A 14,887-nucleotide genomic window follows, 5' to 3' on the forward strand; every position below is an offset into this window, starting at 1 on the left:
CGGAAATGTCAATGGTTCCGCGGCACTTGCCGCGTCCGCCCGCAGTTTCTATTGTCTTGTCGTCAGAATAGCCCTTCCCGGGCAAATATTGGAGACCGGCGTGGCCGTAATCGTACCTTTCGAAACTCCCGGCGCGTCGATCGAAGAGCTGGTTGCCCTTGTCGCCCCCGACATGGAGCGGGTCAATGCGACCATCCTGTCGCGGACCGGCTCCGAGGTGACCATGATCCCGGAGGTCGCCAACCACCTGATCTCCTCCGGTGGCAAGCGCCTGCGGCCGATGCTGACCCTCGCCATGGCCAACCTCGCCGGCTACACCGGCGACGGCCATATCAAGCTCGCCGCTAGCGTCGAGTTCATGCATACCGCAACCCTGCTGCACGACGACGTCGTCGACGAGAGCGAGATGCGCCGCGGCAAATTGTCGGCGCGCATGCTCTGGGGCAACGAGGCGAGCGTGCTGGTCGGCGACTTCCTGCTCGGACAAGCCTTCCGCATGATGGTCGAGGTCGGCTCGCTGCGGGCGCTCGACATCCTCTCGGCAGCGGCTGCGACCATCGCCGAGGGCGAGGTGATGCAGCTTGCGGCCGCCAAAAATACCGCGACCACCGAGGACGAATATCTCGCCGTGATCCGCGCCAAGACCGCAGAATTGTTCGCGGCCGCCTGCGAGGTCGGGCCGGTGCTCGCCAACCGTCCGAAGGCCGAGCAGACCGCCTGCCGCTCGGTCGGCATGAATCTTGGCATCGCCTTCCAGCTCGTCGACGACGTGCTCGATTATGGCGGCAAGAGCGCCAAGCTCGGCAAGAACACCGGCGACGATTTCCGCGAAGGCAAGATCACGCTGCCCGTGGTGCTCGCCTTCCGCCGCGGCAACGACACCGAGCGCGCCTTCTGGATACGGGCGCTGGAGCGCGGCGAGATCGGCGATTCCGACCTTGATCACGCCATCGGGCTGATGAACAAGCACCGTGCGCTCGAGGACACGCTGAGCCGCGCCCAGCACTACGGCGCCATGGCCGTCGATGCACTGGCGCTGTTCCCGTCCTCGCCGATGAAGAGCGCGCTGGAGCAGGTCGTGGCGTTCTGCCTCGCACGGTCGCACTAGCGGCCTCCGCGCAAATGGTCGACGCGAATTTCTGGCTGTTCCTCGCCGCCGCCCTCGTCATTGCGCTCGTCCCCGGTCCCGGCATCTTCTACGTCGCGGCGCGGACCTTGTCGGAAGGTCGGGCAAGCGGTTTCGCCTCGACCGCGGGCACGGCACTGGGCGGCATGGTCCATGTGGTCGCGGGCAGCCTCGGCATCTCGGCCATCATCCTTGCGAGCGCCGAGCTCTTCGCCGCCGTGAAGTTCGCAGGCGCGCTGTATCTGGTCTGGCTCGGCATCCGCACCTTTCGTGGCGCCGGTCGGACGCTTTCGCTCGAGAACGAGCCCGTCCGCGACAAGCGCGCCTTCCGCGACGGCGCGCTGGTCGAGGCGCTGAACCCGAAGACCGCGGCGTTCTTCCTGGCCTTCATCCCTCAGTTTCTCGATCCGTCCGCCGCCAGCCCAACGCTGCAATTCATCCTGCTCGGCGCAATCTCGGTGACGCTGAACACGCTCGCCGATGTCGTCGTCGTGCTGATGGCCTCCCTCACGCGCGCGCAACTGATCGGCCGGCCGCGTCTCATGCAGCGCCTCACCCAGGGCTCCGGTGTTTTCATCGCAGGTCTCGGCCTTTCGCTGGCGCTGGTGCGGCGGCCGGTGCAAAGCTAGCGAGCCGCAGGATCGTGGCATGATGCTCGCCCCGAAAAGTCGCTTCTACGAGTCGCATGGCCTGCGGCTGCACTATGCCGACTGGGGCAATGAGGGTGCGCCGGTCATCATCCTGGTCCATGGCGGCCGCGATCATTGCCGGAGCTGGGATGTCATCGCCCGCGCGTTGCAGCCGCATTTTCACGTTCTCGTACCCGACCTTCGCGGCCACGGCGATTCCGACTGGACCAAAGGCGGCAGCTACGCGCTAACCGAGTATGTGTACGATCTGACGCAGCTCGTCCGCGCCATCGCGGCACCAGAGGTGATCCTCGTCGGCCATTCGATGGGCGGCATGGTGAGCCTGATCTATGCGGGATCGTTTCCGGAGCAGGTATCAGCGCTGGTGGTTCTCGACGGCGTGACCGTCCTGCCGGATGCGCAAAAGGCCCCCACGCAGGAGCGCATCACCAAATGGGTCGGCCAGCTCGACAAACTGCATGACCGCGCGACCCGTTCCTATCGCACGATCGAGGACGCGGCGGCGCAGATGAGGACCTACAACAAGCGCCTGTCCCGCGAACTGGCGCTGCACCTTGCAACGCACGGGGTGCGGCAAAACGAGGATGGCACCTATCGCTGGAAGTTCGATCCCTACCAGCGCGTCACTGCGCCGCAGCGGTTATGGCCGGACGATCACGTCGCACTCTGGGCACGCATCGCTTGCCCGACGCTGCTCCTGAATGCCGACGAAAGCTTCCTCGCCGGCTCCAGGGCGGCAGGCCTGGAGCGCTACTTCCAGAAGGCGCGCGTCGAAATGGTCTCCGGCGCGGGACACTGGCTGCATCACGACCGGCCGCACGAAGTGCTCGGCGCGATCGAGCGGTTTCTCGGGGTTGCCGAGGACAGTGCGGACTAGCTCCGCCGCCGTAGGTGGGCAAAGCGAAGCGTGCCCACCATTTCTATCGCGCGGCTTGGATGTATGGTGGGCACGGCGCTGTCGCGCCTTTGCCCACGGCGGTTGTGCCTAACTCAACGTCCCCGCATGCACCCACCAGCCGGGGTGCTCGCTCCGGATCGTCTCGGCTGCGGCATGCGCCTCGGCCGGTCCGCCGAAGATCGCAAAGCAGGTCGCGCCCGAACCCGACATGCGGGCGAGCTTGACGCCGGCGCAGGCGCGCAAGGCGTCGAGCACGTCGCCGATCACGGGCTCGATGCGCATTGCGGGGGCTTCGAGATCGTTGGCAACGGTCGAAAGCACGTCGACCCAGTCGTCGGTCGAGGCGCCCTCCTCCGGCCAGGCCGGCGCTTCGAGGACGTCGGTGGCGCCGACCAGCAGTTCGCCGTTGCGCAAGCCCAGCGCCTGGAACACGTCCTTGGTCGCCACCGGCACGCGCGGGTTCACCATCACGCTGGGCATGCTCGGCAGCTTCAGCGGCAGGAGCTGCTCGCCGACGCCGGTCATGTCGCAGGCGCGCGAGAGCAGGCACACGGGCACGTCGGCGCCGGTCGCGAGCGCGACCTCCTGCAAACGGGGATCGTCGAGCGACAGATTGTTGAGGCGCGCGAGCAGCCGCAAGGCTGCCGCAGCATCCGCCGAGCCGCCGCCGATACCGGCTGCAACGGGAAGCACCTTGTCGAGCGCGAAGGCGCCGAGCCTCAGGTTCGGCACGGCCTCAGTGAGAAGCCTTGCCGCCTTGAGCACGAGATTGTCGGCGGTGTCGCCGCAGGCTGCAGCCAACGGGCCCGTGGTGGTGAGCTTCAGCTCGCTTCCGGGCTCGAGCGTGAGACGATCGGCACAATCGGCGAATGCGACCACGCTTTCGAGATCATGATAGCCGTCGGTGCGACGGCCGACGACGCGAAGGCTCAAATTGACCTTCGCCCGCCCTTCTTCAATCAACGCCGGCATCGGCGACCAACCCCCAAACTCTTATTTGCGCATGATCTCCGCGCAAACGCTACGCGTTTGTCGCGAGGGAAAACCGCTGCACACTTTTCCGGATCATGCGTGCCCCGATCAACCGCCCTTGCCGTCGTCCTTCTTCTTCTCCGCCTGCGCGGCCGAAGAATTCGAATTGTCGTCGGTGAGACCGTTGGCGATCTTGGCCTCGATCTTCGGCAGATCGTCCGGTTCGGGCTTCAGATCGCGCGCATGCGACCACTGGAATTTGGCTTCCAGCGTGCGGCCGATGCGCCAATAGGCGTCGCCGAGATGGTCGTTGATGGTGGGATCCTCGGGCTTCAGGTCGATCGCACGCTCGAGGTTCTTCACCGCCTCCTCGTAATTGCCGATGCGGTAATAGGCCCAGCCGAGCGAGTCGACGATGTAGCCGTCGTCGGGCCGCTGCTCGACGGCGCGCTTGATCATCTTCATGCCGTCGTCGAGATTGACGCCCTGGTCGATCCAGGAATAGCCGAGATAGTTGAGGACATGCGGCTGGTCGGGCTGGAGCTCGAGCGCCTTCTTCATGTCGGCTTCCGCCTTGCCCCACTGCTTGGAGCGCTCCTCGCAGATGCCGCGATAGTAGTACCAGACGCTGTTGGGTTTGTCGGCGCCGGCAGGCAGCACATCGATGCCCTGCGAATAGGTCGCGCCGCAATCACCGAACTTCTTGCGGCCGCGCTCGATATTGCCGAGCGCCATGATGGCTTCGAGATCCTTCGGGTCTTCCAGAACCACGGATTTCAGGATCTTGATCGCCTCGTCGGTCTTGTCGGCGGAGTCGAGATCGACCGCGAGCTGGATCTGCGCATTGCGCTTCAACGGCGAGTTCGCCGGCACGCGCTCATAGACCTTGATCGCCATCTGCGGCCGCTTCACCGATTCATAGAGGTCGGCGAGCGACAGCAGCGCGAGCGGATGGGTCGGCTGAAGGTAGAGCGCGAGCTGGAGATAGACCAGCGCGAGATCCTCGCCGCCGCGGCGGGTCAGCGTGGCGCCGATGCCGTAGAGCGCTTCGGCCGCACCTCCTTGCGCGGAATCGATCAGCGGCGGCATCTTCTTGCCGGCGCGGGTCTCGCGCAGGCCGTCCTGGATCAGCGGATGGCGGGCGAGCTTCTTGTCGAAGGCCTCGTAGACCGTAGTCGCGGCGGCCGCATCCTTATTGCGCGACAGCCAGCGCGCATAGGCTTCGGTAATGCGCAGCATGGAATCGTCGAGCTTGTAGGCGCGCTCGAAGCGGGTTCCGGCGTCCTTCTCCTTGCCGGCGAGTTCGAGGATCATGCCCGCATGGAGGTCCTTGAACAGCGGATACCATTCCGGGCCGGTCAGCTTGTCGATGCTGGCGACGGCGGCCTTCGAGTCGCCCGCGCCATAGGCGGCCCAGCCGGACAACAACGTCGCGACCAGATCGGTGATCGGCCCGCGGATCGACTGGTTGATGTTGCTCTGGGCGGTCGCATATTTCTTCATCTTCAGGTCGTGCACGCCGACCACGAGGCGCGCCACGCGGTTCGACTTGTCGATGGTCAGGATGCGCTCGGCGAGCTTGACGGCTTCGTCGATGTCGCCATCCGCGACGGAGGAGATGAAGGCGCGGTCGAGCAACTCGTTGTTCTTGGGATCGGTGCGCAGCGCCGAGCGGTAGAAGGCGGCCGCGGACGAGGCGTCGCGTTCGACGCTGGCGTGGCGCGCGGCGAGATAGCTGCCCGCGCCGGTGAGCGACTTCAAATCATTCCGGGTCGGAAACTGTATCGCCGTGTCGGCCGGATGATCCGGCGTCTGCGCCAGCACCACCCCGGGTACTGCCACGATCGCAGAACCGGCAAGGGCGATGGCAGCAGCAGTCCAGCGGTTGAAACGATTTGAAAACATCAGGGCTCGCCTTAAGTTTGGAAAGTCGGGGTCGTCTCGCTTGCAAACGCGACCGGTGGCATCGGGACCCGGAACCGTCATGGCGGGGAACAATGCCGCTTTTGGCGCCCAATCGCAAGGATTCGGCGGGGTTTTAGGAAGCCGATTCGGCGTTCGCCCCTTACCGGCCCGTCCGCACGCTTTTACTATGGCCTTATCGTGGCCGCGGACGGTGATCCGCGGTCACCGCCCCTCACGCAATCGTGCGGCAGTTTGCCCGAATCCTACATGGCCTCGTAGTTCGGCCCGCCGCCGCCCTCCGGCGGAACCCAGGTGATGTTGCCGTTCGGATCCTTCACGTCGCAGGTTTTGCAGTGGACGCAATTCTGGGCGTTGATCTGGAAGCGCGGAGCCGCGCCCTCCTCCACCCATTCATAGACGCCGGCCGGGCAGTATCGGTTCGAGGGGCCGGCAAAGACGTCGTGCTCCGAGGTCTTCTGAAGGTTCATGTCGGCAACCCTGAGATGAACCGGCTGGTCCTCTTCATGGTTGGTGTTGGACAGGAAGACCGACGACAGCTTGTCGAAGGAGATCTTGCCGTCCGGCTTCGGATAGTTTTTCGGTGCGTGGCTCGATGCCGCATCGAGCGTGGCGCGGTCGGGCTTGGCGTGCGACTGGGTGCCGAACAGCGAGACGCCGAACAGCGTGTTGCACCACATATCGAAGCCGCCAAGCGCGACGCCGAGCACGGTTCCGAACTTCGACCACAGCGGCTTGACGTTGCGCACCAGGAACAGGTCCTTGCCGACCGAGGAAGATCGCCACGCGTTCTCATATTCGGCGAGCTCGTCATTGGCGCGGCCGGCGGCAAGCGCGGCTGCGACATGCTCGGCGGCGAGCATGCCGGTGCCCATCGCGTTGTGCACGCCCTTGATGCGCGGCACGTTGACGAAGCCGGCCGCGCAACCGATCAGCGCACCGCCCGGGAAGCTCAGGCGCGGCACCGATTGGTAGCCGCCCTCAGTGATGGCGCGCGCGCCATAGGCGAGCCGCTTGCCGCCTTCAAAGGTGCCGCGGATCGACGGATGGGTCTTGAAGCGCTGGAACTCGTCGAACGGCGACAGATAGGGATCGTCGTAGTTGAGATGCACGACGAAACCGACAGCGACGAGGTTGTCGTCGTAGTGATAGAGGAACGAGCCGCCGCCGGTCTTCATGTCGAGCGGCCAGCCGAAGGAATGCTGGATCATCCCCTTCTGATGTTTCGCGGGATCGATCTGCCAGACTTCCTTCAGGCCGATTCCGAATTTCGCCGGCTCGCTCTTCGCGTCGAGCGCGAACTTGGCGATGAGTTGCTTGGTGAGGCTGCCGCGCGCGCCTTCAGCGAACAGCGTGTACTTGCCGAGCAATTCCATGCCGCGGGTAAAGGAGTCCTTCAGCGAGCCGTCCTTGGCGATGCCCATGTCGCCGGTGGCGATGCCGCGTACGTTGCCCGCCTCGTCGTAGAGCACCTCGGCGGCCGCAAAGCCCGGATAGATTTCGACGCCAAGCGCTTCGGCTTTCCGCGCCAGCCAACGGCAGACATTGCCGAGCGAACCGATGTAGCAATGATGATTGTTCATCAGCGGCGGCATCAGGAAGTTCGGCAGCTTGATCGCGCCGCCCGCCGTCATCCAGTAGAAGCGGTCGTCCTTGACCTCTGTCTTCAGCGAGCAGTCGGGATCATTCCGCCAGTCGGGAATAAGCTTGTCGAGGCCGGCGGGATCGATCACCGCGCCTGAGAGAATATGCGCGCCGACTTCCGACCCCTTCTCCACCACGACGATGTTGAGATCGGCGTTGAGCTGCTTCAGCCGGATCGCGGCCGACAGGCCCGAGGGGCCGGCGCCGACGATGACGACGTCGAATTCCATGGATTCGCGCGGGGGAAGTTCTTCGGTGCTCATCTGATCTCAGCCCTTGAGACGGTCCTTGGTCGTTTGCGCCCCCTTGTTTCCGATTTTTCCGGGCAGGACAACCTCGGAAATGCGTTTCGCTGGGATGCAAGGCCCCCTAAACTAACCTAAATGTCACAAGTTGCCATGATCAGCGAACCCGCCCCCACCGTCCGCGAGTTGCTGGCCTTCTATCTGGAGGCCGGCGTCGACTGCGCGCTTGCCGAGGAACCGATCGATCGGCTCGCCGAGCCGGAGGCGCCGCCCCCGGTCGCACGCGTGGCGCCGCCGGTCGAGGCGCCGCGCCCGGTTGCAGCGCCAGCGGTGCTGCGCGGCGAGGCTGCGCCCGCGCCTGACGTTGCGATCGCCTCGGCGCGCGAGGCGGCGCGGACCGCGCCGACGCTGGAGGCGCTGCGCGAGCTGATGCAGAATTTCGACGGCTGCGCGCTGAAGAACACCGCAACGCGGCTGGTGTTCGCCGACGGCAACCCGGAAGCGCGCATCATGTTCGTCGGCGAGGCGCCGGGTCGTGATGAGGACATCGAAGGCCTTCCCTTCGTCGGGCGCTCGGGAAAGCTGCTCGACCGCATGATCGGCGCGATCGGGCTCGATCGCAGCAAGGCCTATATCGCCAACGTCATCCCGTGGCGGCCGCCGGGCAACCGCACGCCCACGCCGCAGGAGACGCAAACCTGCCTGCCCTTCATCCAGCGCCAGATCGAGCTCGTGAATCCCGACGTGCTGGTGACGCTCGGCAATCCCTCGACGCAGACGCTGCTCTCGACGCGCGAAGGCATCATGCGCACGCGCGGTCGCTGGTTCGACTACGACACGGGCGCGCGCGTCATCCGCGCACTGCCGACATTCCATCCGGCCTATCTGCTGCGCTCGCCGTCCTACAAGCGGCTGGCCTGGCAGGATCTGCGCGCGATCGCGAAGGTGATGGCGGGGTAGCTCGCACTCGTGTCCCAGACGCGATGCAGCGTGTAACGCTGCGCCGCAGAGCCGGGACCCACGTGTCCGCGGAGAGACAAGCCCCGGCTCAGCAGCGCAGCATTTCATGCCGCGCTGCGTCCGGGGCACGAGACCTCACGTCCCCTTCGGGCGCACGATGGCCCAGCCGATGCGGAGCAGCGGCTGACGGCCGTTCACCAGCCATTCGAAGGCGCGCGGCACTTCGGGCACGATGCCGGGGAAGCGTTTCGCAATCTCCGGCGGCGGGGTGCCGGCGGTGTCGGAGGCGCGCCAGACCACGACGCCGCCGGTCTCGCTGAACCTCGTCGGCGTGAACCAGGGCGTGCGCTGCGGCTCGGCGTCGATGAGGAGATGCGGCCGGCCGGAATGCAGCGCAATCAGGCTCGCAAGCTGCGTCTCGCCGGCGACCGCGCGCAGGCGCTGGTTGGTGCGTCGGGCAAAGCTGTCGTCGAAAAAGTCCGAGATCGCACGCGCCGGCATCGAGGTCGCGATCTCGCCGGTCCCGGTCCAAGGCATCAGGAGAACCGCCAGCACGACGCCCACGGCGGGTGCAGCGACGGCGGCCGCCCACACCGTGCGCAGCACGCGGGCGCGACGCATGGCAATCAGCTCGCCGGCCGCGACGATCACGGCGAGGCCCGACATCAGCAGCACGACGCCCGCCCCACCCGCGACGCGGTCGAACCCGTACAGGCCGGAGATCAGCACAGTGCCAAGCCCGGGCGCCAGCGCGAAGAAATAGACGAAGTTGCGCGCCAGCGGCTCGACCGGCGGCCGGTAGATGATCGGCGCGTCCTCGGTTTTACCGGCGAACCAGCTGGTGTTGAGGAAGGTCAGCACCGGGATCGCGGCCGCGCCGAGCAGGAGGCCGCCGAACAGCCAGGCCGTGTTGATCGCGCGTGCCTTCAAATCCTCAACCTGCAGCAAGGCCGGCATGGACAGCGTCTCGGCGCGCATCAGCCAGATCGCATAAGGCAGCACCAGCACGGCAACGACGACCAGCGCATAGATCGGATCGAGCGCGCGTAGCGTTTTGCGGCCGCCTTCGGTCGCGACCGCGAAGATGGCGAGCAGCACCAACAGGCCGATGGCGGCCGGCGTCGTCAGCAGCAGCAGCCCGGCGGCGATCGACCAGGCGAACCAGGCGTTGCCGCGGCGTTGGCCGATCAGCTGCCAGGAATGCAAGAGGAGCAGCGCCCAGAGCGGGCGCGCCAGCACCATCGGACCGAAGTCGAGCGCGGACGAGGAGAACGCCAGCACCGTCATCGTCAACAGCACAGCGAGCACCGCCTGCTGGGTGCCGACCACGGCGCGCGCGAGATGATAGAGCGCGATGAAGGTCGCGATCTCGCAGAGCTCCGCCAGCACATAGACGCCGATCATGTGGCTGCCGGCGGCGCGATAGGCGATGTCGGCAAGCCAGAACGCCAGCGGCGGCCCGAGCCCGGTGCCGACCTGATATTCGCGGCCGAAGGCGAGCAAGATCGCGAGGTTGCCGGGAGGACTGCGGTAGAAGACCAGCGCCACGAACAGCCACATCGCGGCCTGCAGCAGCACCACGATCCACACCACCAGCCGCGGCCGGGCACGGATCAGCTCGATGACCAGGGAGGTAAACCGCATGCAGCGTCCGAAATGATGCAGCCAACCCGTCCAAGCCGGCGCGTCCATGTTTGATAAAGCGCGCTACGCGTCGTGGCAACCAGCTCGTCTGCCTCTCCCGGTTCCTACGGGGAGAGGTGAAGTGGGAGCGAAACCCGCTGCTAGAGATTGGCCGAAACGTCGCCCCGTACGTCCGCCTCAACCTGCACCACCGCCTCATCCACGGCCGTGAACAGGTCGCGCTTGGGTTCGACCGTCCAGGGCATGTGCTTCTCGCGCGCCGCGACCACGGGCGCGAAGAAGCTGCGGTGATGGATGGAGGGACCGAGGCGGTCGAGCGCGTCGAGATGGTCGGGAACACCGTAGCCCTTGTGCTGCTCAAAGCCGTAGCCCGGGCAGTCCTGCGCCAATGCACACATCAGCCGGTCGCGCGTCACCTTTGCAATGATCGAGGCCGCTGCGATCGAGAGCACCAGGCCGTCCCCGCCGATCACGGCCTCGCAATCGCAGGCGGTGTCGAGCCTGTCGCGGCCGTCGACGAAGACGTGCTTGGGCGACTCGGGCAGCGCCACCACCGCGCGCTTCAGCGCCCAGAGCGAGGCGCGCAATATATTGTCGCGGTCGATGCGCGCCGGTGAGGCGACGGCGACCGAGACCTGCGCGGTCGCGCAGATCTTGTCGAACAGCTTTTCCCGCTCCTCGGCCGTCAGGCGCTTGGAATCGTCGATACCGCGCGGAACCCGGTTCGGGTCGAGAATCACGGCGGCCGCAACCACCGGCCCGGCCAGCGGCCCCCGCCCCGCCTCGTCGCAGCCGGCAACCGGCCAGACGCCGCGCTTGATCAGCGCGCGCTCGCGGCGAAAACTCGGCGGCTTGATGACGCCCTTGGCGGCCTTCGTCCCGTCCGTCCTGGCGGCCTTTTTCGGCACGGCCTTGGCCGGCTTCCTGTCTGTTTTCTCGGCGGATTTATCCCGAATCATGGCCGGGATCGTGCGCATGCGAGCCCGGCCGCGCAACCGGGAACCTCAGACAATTCCCACTATTCAGGCCCGCGTCTTCCTCAGAACAAGCTCAGCTGCTCGCCGCCGCGCTTCGGCTTGGCGAAATGGTCCGTGGTCAGCTTGGAGCGGCGCTTGTTCAGGCCGAGCCGCTCGCAGGCGATCTCGAAGCGGCGGCCGATGGTCCATGCCATCGGACCCGTGCCCTTCATCCGCTCGCCCCATTGCGAGTCGTAGTCACGCCCGCCGCGCATGTCTCGGATTAGCGTGAAGACGTGGCGGTAGCGGTCTGGATAGTTCGCCATCAGCCATTCGCGGAAGAGGTCCCGGACCTCCAGCGGCAGCCGCAGCAGCACGTAAGACGCTTCCTTGACGCCGGCATGCGCGGCCGCGTCCAAAATGCGCTCGATCTCGGAATCGTTCAGCGCGGGGATCACGGGAGCGACCATCACGGTGGTCGGGATACCGGCCTCGCCGAGTTGCTTCAGCGCCTCAAGCCGCTTCGGCGGCGTCGAGGCGCGCGGTTCCATCGTGCGCGCCAGCTTTGGATCGAGCGTCGTCACCGAGATCGCGACCTTGGCAAGGTTGCGCTTGGCCATGCGCGACAGGATGTCGATGTCGCGCGTCACCAGTGCCGATTTCGTCACGATGCCGACGGGATGGCCCGCGCGCTCCAGCACCTCCAGGATACCGCGCATGATCTTCCGCTCGCGCTCGATCGGCTGATAGGGATCGGTGTTGGTGCCGATCGCGATCATCCGCGGCTCGTAGCCGGTCGCGGCGAGTTCCTTCTCCAGCAGCGCCGGCGCCTCGGGCTTGGCGAACAGCTTCGACTCGAAGTCGAGCCCCGGTGAGAGGCCGAGATAGGCGTGGGTCGGCCGCGCGAAGCAGTAGACGCAGCCGTGCTCGCAGCCGCGGTAGGGATTGATCGACCGGTCAAAGCCGATGTCGGGCGAGTCGTTGCGGGTGATCACCTTGCGCGAGGTGTCGACCGCGACGGTGGTCTTGAATGGCGGCAGTTCCTCCAGGCTCTGCCAGCCGTCATCGAAGGCGACGCGCGCCTCGGCCTCATAGCGGCCGCTGGCGTTGGACTGGGCGCCCCGCCCGCGCCTGCGCTCGCTGTCGATCGCGACGGCAAGCTCAGGAAACGCGGAAGGCGCACCCGCCGGCTCGGAGGGCGCCGTGACCGGCGGGTGCCTGAGGGCATGAGAGGATGCTCGACTCATGAAGCCAAGATAGCACGCGAATGGAACAAATCAAGAACACGAACATAAAAACCGGAAAACAACCCCATGCAAAGTAGCCGCCCAAACTTCGCGCGCGGAAGTTTGACCTCCCGCAAAGGTTGCCGGCCGCAGTGCGGTTTGATGCCGAGCGCTAGAAACGGATCGATCGCAGGGGGACCGGGTTGGTGACGGTCGACGCAACAGGGTCAGCATGATCATGACAAGCCAACAACAAGCGCGCACGAGCGCAGGCGACCTCGACCTGCTCGATCGCTACTGGCGAGCCGCAAACTATTTGTCCGTCGGGCAAATCTACCTTTTGGACAATCCGCTGCTGCGCGAGCCGCTCCGCCCCGAGCACATCAAGCCGCGCCTGCTCGGCCATTGGGGCACGACGCCGGGGCTGAACTTCATCTATGCCCATCTCAACCGCGCGATCCGCACGCTCGATCTCAGCGTTCTCTATGTCTGCGGCCCCGGCCATGGCGGCCCGGGCATGGTCGCCAACACCTATCTCGAAGGCAGCTACAGCGAGATCTATCCGAACATCGGGCGCGACACGGACGGATTGCGCAAGCTGTTCAGGCAGTTCTCCTTCCCCGGTGGCATTCCGAGCCACGCGGCGCCTGAGACGCCGGGCTCGATCCATGAAGGCGGCGAGCTCGGCTACGCGCTGGTCCATGCCTATGGCGCCGCGCTCGACAATCCCGACCTGATTGTCGCCTGCGTCGTCGGTGACGGCGAAGCCGAAACTGGGCCGCTCGCGGCGTCCTGGCATTCGAACAAGTTTTTGAATCCCGCGCATGACGGCGCGGTGCTGCCGATCCTGCATCTCAACGGCTACAAGATCGCCAACCCCACCGTGCTCGGGCGCATGCGCGACGAGGAGATCCGTGACCTCTTCCGAGGGCTGGGCCACGAGCCGCTATTCGTCGAAGGCGACGATCCCAAAGCGATGCACCGGATCATGGCGGACGCGCTGGACGTGGCGCTCGCCAGCATCCGCTCCATCCAGCAACATGCGCGCGAAACAAAGGCCACGATCGAGCGACCGCGCTGGCCGATGATCGTGCTGCGCTCACCGAAGGGCTGGACCGGCCCCAAGGAGGTCGACGGGCTGAAGGTCGAGGGTTTCTGGCGCGCCCATCAGGTGCCGGTCGCCAATTGCCGCGAAAATCCGGCGCATCTCAAAGTGCTCGAAGATTGGATGAGGAGCTATGCGCCGGAGGAGCTGTTCGACCGTAGCGGCACGCTTGTTCGCGAGTTGCAGGCCTTGGCTCCGACCGGCGCTCGCCGCATGGGCGCAAATCCGCACGGCAATGGCGGGCTGTTGAAGCGCGAGTTGAAGCTGCCCGATTTCCGCAGCTTCGCCGTCGAGGTGAAAGAGCCGGGCAAGACGGTCGCGGAAGCGACGCGCGAGCTCGGCAAATTCCTGCGCGACGTGGTCAGGCTGAACGCGGATGCGCGCAACTTCCGCATCATGGGTCCGGACGAGACCGCGTCGAACCGGCTCGACGCCGTGTTCGAGGCGACCGAACGGGTCTGGATGGAGCCGACCGAACCCTACGATGTGCACCTCGCCCAGGGCGGCCGCGTCATGGAGGTCTTGAGCGAACATCTCTGCCAGGGCTGGCTCGAAGGCTATCTCCTCACCGGACGCCACGGCTTCTTCTCCTGCTACGAGGCCTTCATCCACATCGTCGACTCCATGTTCAACCAGCACGCCAAATGGCTGAAGGTCTCGCGCGAGCTGACGTGGCGGCGGCCGATCGCCTCGCTCAATTATCTCCTGACCTCGCATGTCTGGCGCCAGGACCATAACGGCTTCAGCCATCAGGATCCCGGCTTCGTCGACCTCGTCACCAACAAGAAGGCCGACATCGTCCGCGTCTATTTCCCGCCGGACGCCAACACGCTGCTGTGGGTCGCCGATCACTGCCTGCGCACCTATGACCGCATCAACGTCATCATCGCCGGCAAGCAGCCCGCGCCGCAATGGCTCTCCATGCAGGACGCGGCGACGCATTGCGACGCCGGCATCGGCATCTGGACCTGGGCCGGCACGGAAAGCGCCGACGGCGAGCCCGACGTCGTGATGGCCTGCGCCGGCGACGTGCCCACGGTGGAGACGCTCGCCGCGGTCGATCTCTTGCGCAAGGCGCTGCCCGACCTGAAGATCCGCGTCGTCAACGTCGTCGATCTCATGACGCTGCAATCGAAGGAGCAGCATCCGCACGGGTTGAGCGACCGCGATTTCGACTCGCTGTTCACGCGCAACAAGCCCGTGATCTTCGCCTATCACGGCTATCCCTATCTCATTCACCGCCTCACCTACAGCCGCGCCAACCATGCCGGCATGCATGTGCGCGGCTTTGCCGAGGAAGGCACGACCACCACGCCGTTCGACATGGTCGTGCTCAACGAGCTCGACCGCTATCATCTCGCGATCGAGGCGATCGAGCGCGTGCCCGGGCTCGCGACGAAAGCCGCGCACGTCAAGCAGCAGTTCCGCGACAGGTTGCTCGAACATTCGCGCTACGTGCGCGAGCACGGCGAGGATATGCCAGAGATCCGCAACTGGATGTGGCCGAACAGCGCAGGCGGATCGACGCGGGCTTAAAG

At 65.8% G+C, this 14,887-nt stretch carries 11 protein-coding genes; 5 read left to right on the forward strand and 6 right to left on the reverse strand.

What is annotated here, in order from left to right; genetic code table 11:
* Positions 1-100 precede the first annotated feature (100 nt).
* The 3 genes from NLM33_RS16710 to NLM33_RS16720 are packed head-to-tail and all read left to right on the forward strand — an operon-like array spanning position 101 to position 2,653.
* Positions 101-1,108 carry a polyprenyl synthetase family protein gene (locus tag NLM33_RS16710; RefSeq protein ID WP_254097097.1) on the forward strand — a complete coding sequence of 336 codons (1,008 nt, stop codon included), beginning with the start codon at positions 101-103 and terminating at the stop codon, positions 1,106-1,108.
* Positions 1,109-1,122: 14 nt separating this feature from the next.
* Complete coding sequence (locus tag NLM33_RS16715) at positions 1,123-1,755, forward strand: LysE family translocator (protein WP_254097098.1); 633 nt, start codon at positions 1,123-1,125, stop codon at positions 1,753-1,755.
* Positions 1,756-1,777: 22 nt separating this feature from the next.
* A complete protein-coding gene (locus tag NLM33_RS16720) occupies positions 1,778-2,653 on the forward strand; it encodes an alpha/beta fold hydrolase (RefSeq protein ID WP_254105816.1) in 876 nt (291 codons plus the stop codon).
* Between the two features lie 108 nt (positions 2,654-2,761).
* Here the strand turns inward: NLM33_RS16720 and NLM33_RS16725 are convergent, their stop codons facing one another.
* From NLM33_RS16725 to NLM33_RS16735, 3 genes are all read right to left on the reverse strand, one after another.
* A complete protein-coding gene (locus NLM33_RS16725) occupies positions 2,762-3,646 on the reverse strand; it encodes a 4-(cytidine 5'-diphospho)-2-C-methyl-D-erythritol kinase (RefSeq protein ID WP_254097099.1) in 885 nt (294 codons plus the stop codon).
* A gap of 108 nt (positions 3,647-3,754) precedes the next feature.
* Positions 3,755-5,551, reverse strand: a complete 1,797-nt coding sequence (locus NLM33_RS16730; RefSeq protein ID WP_254097100.1) for a tetratricopeptide repeat protein — start codon at positions 5,549-5,551, stop codon at positions 3,755-3,757.
* Between the two features lie 263 nt (positions 5,552-5,814).
* Positions 5,815-7,476: an electron transfer flavoprotein-ubiquinone oxidoreductase gene (locus tag NLM33_RS16735; RefSeq protein WP_254097101.1), complete on the reverse strand. Its 1,662-nt coding sequence runs from the start codon at positions 7,474-7,476 to the stop codon at positions 5,815-5,817.
* Positions 7,477-7,611: 135 nt separating this feature from the next.
* Here NLM33_RS16735 and NLM33_RS16740 point away from each other — a divergent pair, with 135 nt between their 5' ends.
* A complete protein-coding gene (locus NLM33_RS16740) occupies positions 7,612-8,418 on the forward strand; it encodes a uracil-DNA glycosylase family protein (protein ID WP_254097102.1) in 807 nt (268 codons plus the stop codon).
* A gap of 135 nt (positions 8,419-8,553) precedes the next feature.
* Here NLM33_RS16740 and NLM33_RS16745 read toward each other — a convergent pair whose 3' ends face one another.
* The 3 genes from NLM33_RS16745 to NLM33_RS16755 all read right to left on the reverse strand — a co-directional run bounded on the left by NLM33_RS16745 (position 8,554) and on the right by NLM33_RS16755 (position 12,265).
* A complete protein-coding gene (locus NLM33_RS16745; RefSeq protein WP_254097103.1) occupies positions 8,554-10,062 on the reverse strand; it encodes a glycosyltransferase family 39 protein in 1,509 nt (502 codons plus the stop codon).
* Between the two features lie 140 nt (positions 10,063-10,202).
* Positions 10,203-11,021, reverse strand: a complete 819-nt coding sequence (locus NLM33_RS16750; RefSeq protein ID WP_254097104.1) for a ribonuclease HII — start codon at positions 11,019-11,021, stop codon at positions 10,203-10,205.
* An 80-nt stretch (positions 11,022-11,101) separates the two neighbouring features.
* On the reverse strand, positions 11,102-12,265 hold the full coding sequence (locus NLM33_RS16755; protein ID WP_254097105.1) for a PA0069 family radical SAM protein: 1,164 nt from the start codon (positions 12,263-12,265) through the stop codon (positions 11,102-11,104).
* Positions 12,266-12,482: 217 nt separating this feature from the next.
* On the opposite strand from NLM33_RS16755, the gene NLM33_RS16760 reads away from it, so the two are divergent.
* The gene (locus NLM33_RS16760; RefSeq protein ID WP_254097106.1) at positions 12,483-14,885 is read left to right on the forward strand and encodes a phosphoketolase; all 2,403 of its coding nucleotides are present in this window, start codon (positions 12,483-12,485) and stop codon (positions 14,883-14,885) included.
* Positions 14,886-14,887 lie beyond the last annotated feature (2 nt).

Origin of the sequence: Bradyrhizobium sp. CCGUVB1N3 (assembly GCF_024199925.1) — a bacterium.
Taxonomy (GTDB): domain Bacteria; phylum Pseudomonadota; class Alphaproteobacteria; order Rhizobiales; family Xanthobacteraceae; genus Bradyrhizobium.

Coding starts and splice junctions, on each gene's coding strand:
- NLM33_RS16715 (WP_254097098.1), top strand. CDS start 1,123: ATGGTCGACGCGAATTTCTGGCTGTTCCTCGCCGCCGCCCTCGTCATT.
- NLM33_RS16720 (WP_254105816.1), top strand. CDS start 1,778: ATGCTCGCCCCGAAAAGTCGCTTCTACGAGTCGCATGGCCTGCGGCTG.
- NLM33_RS16725 (WP_254097099.1), bottom strand. CDS start 3,646: ATGCCGGCGTTGATTGAAGAAGGGCGGGCGAAGGTCAATTTGAGCCTT.
- NLM33_RS16730 (WP_254097100.1), bottom strand. CDS start 5,551: ATGTTTTCAAATCGTTTCAACCGCTGGACTGCTGCTGCCATCGCCCTT.
- NLM33_RS16735 (WP_254097101.1), bottom strand. CDS start 7,476: ATGAGCACCGAAGAACTTCCCCCGCGCGAATCCATGGAATTCGACGTC.
- NLM33_RS16740 (WP_254097102.1), top strand. CDS start 7,612: ATGATCAGCGAACCCGCCCCCACCGTCCGCGAGTTGCTGGCCTTCTAT.
- NLM33_RS16745 (WP_254097103.1), bottom strand. CDS start 10,062: ATGCGGTTTACCTCCCTGGTCATCGAGCTGATCCGTGCCCGGCCGCGG.
- NLM33_RS16750 (WP_254097104.1), bottom strand. CDS start 11,021: ATGATTCGGGATAAATCCGCCGAGAAAACAGACAGGAAGCCGGCCAAG.
- NLM33_RS16755 (WP_254097105.1), bottom strand. CDS start 12,265: ATGAGTCGAGCATCCTCTCATGCCCTCAGGCACCCGCCGGTCACGGCG.
- NLM33_RS16760 (WP_254097106.1), top strand. CDS start 12,483: ATGACAAGCCAACAACAAGCGCGCACGAGCGCAGGCGACCTCGACCTG.